General features: G+C 74.4%; 1 protein-coding gene and 1 pseudogene. One reads left to right on the top strand and one right to left on the bottom strand.

What is annotated here, in order from left to right; all coding sequences use genetic code 11:
* A pseudogene (locus tag ACFXA3_RS37855) lies at positions 1-674 on the bottom strand (GAF domain-containing protein); the annotation flags it as partial.
* A 491-nt stretch (positions 675-1,165) separates the two neighbouring features.
* On the opposite strand from ACFXA3_RS37855, the gene ACFXA3_RS37860 reads away from it, so the two are divergent.
* Positions 1,166-3,632 (top strand): SpoIIE family protein phosphatase (locus ACFXA3_RS37860; protein ID WP_385195048.1); only part of this gene is annotated, 2,467 nt, incomplete at its 3' end.

The raw sequence follows: 3,632 nt of genomic DNA on the forward strand, positions 1-3,632 counted from the left end.
GCCCCCCCCCCCGGCGCGGGGGGGCCGCCGCCCGGGCGGGCGCCCCCCCCCCCGCCCCCGGCGGGCGGGGGGGCCCCCCCCCCGGGCCGGTAGATGGCGGCGGCGGCGAACGGCCGCAGGTCGGGCAGGGTGGGGAGCAGGAGCCGTTGGAACTGCTCGGCGCCGAGGCGAACCTGTTCGAACAGGCGGACCTTCTCGATCGCGATTCCGGCGGCGCTGGCCAGGGCGACGACGACGTTCTCGTCATGGACGTCGAAGGGAAGCCCGTCGCGCCGCTCGGAGAGGTAGAGGTCACCGTAGATCTTGCCGCGGACGGTGATGGCGACACCGAGCAGCGTGTTCAGGTGCGGGTGGCCGGCGGGGAACCCGGTGGACGACGGATGGGCCGAGATGCTGTCGACCCGCAGGGGTTCGGGGTGGTGGATCAGGTGCCCGAGGACGCCCAGACCGCGGGGCAGACCGGTCTCGGCGAGATCGGTGCGTTCCTGGTCGGACAGGCCGGCGGTGAGGAACTGCTCCAGCTACTCGCCGGACTCGCTGAGTACGCCCAGTGCCCCGTAGCGGGCGCCGACCAGGTCCATGGCGGTGGTCACGATACGGCGCAGCACGTCGGGCAGCTCCACCTCCCGGCTGATCGACACCACCGCGTCCAGCAGGCCCTGCAGCCGGTCCATGGCGGCCAGCAGGGAGCGCAGCTGCTCGTCGATCCTGGCCAACTCGGTACGCAGGCGCAGGTGCAGGTCGGGAAGGTGCGGCTGCCCCGGGTGCGGTTCTTCCCCGCTTCCCGCCGTCACGGGCGCCCGGCGCCAGGACTGCTCCGTTCCCGCACCGACGTCCTCGGGCCGACCGGCCGGGCAGGGTGGATCCGCTCACACGGCCCCTCGCCTGAGTGGTGCATTCCGGTCTCCTGACGCGACCCCGGTCCATCGAGGCCCCAGCGTGGCACGGCGGTACGGGCAAAACGGCCATTACTCCGAAGGCGGCATGCCCCTGAGGGCCCGCCCGTCCGCCGGCACCGGCCGCCGTCCGGTGGTGGACGCCCCTCTGCCGACGTGTGGCGGCGCGGCGATACTGAAGATGAGCCGACCGCTCCGACCGCCCGGTCCCCGGTCCCCGATCGCTCCGGGTGGTCGCCGCGGTCATGCCCGGTCGAAGGGTGGCAGCGATGGACGCACCGGCGCCGGGATCGGGCGAGGTGCCCGAGGACCCGTTCGCGCTGTACAACTCCGCCTCGGCGGTCCTGGACGACGACGGCAGGGTCGTCGGCTGGAGCGAGCGCGCACAGGAGTACCTCGGCTACCGGCCCGACGAGGTGCTGGGCCGCACGGCCCTGGAGGTGCTGTGCGACTCCCGTGACCACGAGACGGTCCGGGCCGCGGCGGCCGCGTGCGAGCGCGACCGTGGCTGGTCGGGCGTCCTGCCCGTCCTGCACCGCAGCGGACGACGGGTGGAGCTGGGTTTCCGCGTCCGCGCCGTCGTCCGCGCCGGCCCGGCCCGCGAGTGGTTCCTCGTCGCGGCCCCGGCGGAGGAGGTGCTCCGGTGGGAGACGGACCGGTCGGTGCTGGACGGTCTGTTCCGGCGCTCCCCGATCGGGCTGTCCGTCCACGCCCCCGATCTGAGCATCCTGCGGATCAACCGGGCGCTGGCCCGGTACACACAACTCTCCACGGCGGAGATCCGGAGCCGGAGCATCGGCGACTTCCTCATCGGACCGGACCTGAAGACCATCGAAACCCGGCTGCGGAGGGTGCTGGAGACGGGCGCCCCGCTGATCTTCACCGAGCAGCCCTGTCGCCTGCGGAGCGACCCGGACCACGAGCGGGTGGTGTCGGTGTCGGCGTTCCGGATGGAGGACCCCTCCGGCGGGATCCTCGGAGTCACCCAGCTGGTGGAGGACGTCACCGACCGTTACCGGGCCCGCCGGCGGCTCGCCCTGCTCAACCGGGCGAGCGCCCGCATCGGGACCACACTGGACCTCGGCCGCACCACCCGGGAGCTGGCCGACGTCGCCGTCCCCGACCTCGCGGACGCCGTCTCGGTGGACCTCCTGGAGTCGGTCGCCCGGGGGGAGGAGAGCGCCGAGGAGGAGGGCGGACCGGTGCGCAGAATGGCCCTCCACTCGGTCGTGGCAGAGGCGCTGGGGGTGATGTACCCCGCGGGAGAGGTCTTCCACTTCGACCCCCGTACCCCGCAGGCCAGGTGCCTCGCCGAGCAGCAGCCCATCCTCGAGCCGGAGCTCCGCAGCAGCCCCGGCTGGTACTTCCAGGATCCGGAGCGCACCCGGCGCGCCCTCGGCCTGAACGCCCACTCGCTGATCGTCGTACCGCTGACGGCCCGCGGTCTGCTCCTCGGCCTGCTCAGCCTGTGGCGGGCCGGACGCCCGGAGCCGTTCGAGGAGGACGACCTCACGCTGGCGGAGGAATTCGCCGCGCGCGCCGCCGTGTGCATCGACAACGCCCGCCGCTACACCCAGCAGCATCAGGCCGCGGTGACCTTGCAGCGCAGCCTGCTGCCGCAGGCGTTGCCCGCGTACAGTGCGGTCGACGTCGCGCACCTCTACCTGCCGGCCGACCCCGCCACCGGTGTCGGCGGCGACTGGTTCGACGTCATCCCGCTCTCCGGAGCGCGCGTCGCCCTCGTCGTCGGCGATGTCGTCGGCCACGGTCTGCACGCCGCGGCCACCATGGGCCGCCTGCGCACGGCCGTGCACACCCTGGCCGGCCTCGACTACGCGCCGGACGAGGTCCTGTCCCACCTGGACGACCTGGTCAACCGCCTGGCGGCCGAGCAGGAGCCGGCAGACGGGCGCTCTCGGGGCCGGCAGATCGTCGGCGCGACCTGCCTCTACGCGGTCTACGACCCCACCTCCCGGCGCTGCACCCTGGCCCGGGCGGGCCATCTGCCCCCCGCCGTGGTGGCCGCCGACGGCACGGTGAGCCTGCTCGACCTGCCCGAGGGGCCGCCGCTGGGGCTGGGCGGACTCCCCTTCGAGTCCGCCGAACTGGAACTCGCCGAGGGAAGTCTGCTGGCGCTGTACACGAACGGCCTGGTCGAGGCCCGTGGCTTCGACCTCGACGAGGGACTCCAGCGGCTGCGCGGGGCCCTGTCCCGGCCCGGCCGCTCGCTGGAGGAGACGTGCACGGCGGTGCAGGACGCCATGCTGCCGGACCACCCGCCGGACGACGTCGCCCTGCTCCTCGCCCGCACCCGCGTGCTGGCGCCGGAGCACGTCGCCGTCTGGGAACTGCCCGCAGAGCCGGCCGCCGCCGCCCGGGCGCGGCACCTGACGGAGGCCACCCTGTCCCGGTGGGGCCTGGGGGAGCTGGCCTTCACCGCCGAACTGGTCGTCAGCGAACTGGTCACCAACGCCTACCGGTACGGCGGCGGCACGCCGCTGACCCTGCGGCTCATCCGCGACCGCAGCCTGATCTGCGAGGTCTCCGACAGCAGCAGCACCGCCCCGCACCTCCGGCGGGCGCGCACCACCGACGAGGGCGGGCGCGGCCTCTTCCTGGTGGCCCAGCTCACCGAACGGTGGGGCACCCGCTCCACCCGGCGCGGCAAGACCGTCTGGACCGAGTTCCCCCTGGCCACGGCCGCGGGGGCGCCGCACCCCCCCGCGGCGCGCCCGG

Source organism: Streptomyces sp. NPDC059456 (genome assembly GCF_042750055.1).
Lineage (GTDB): Bacteria > Actinomycetota > Actinomycetes > Streptomycetales > Streptomycetaceae > Streptomyces.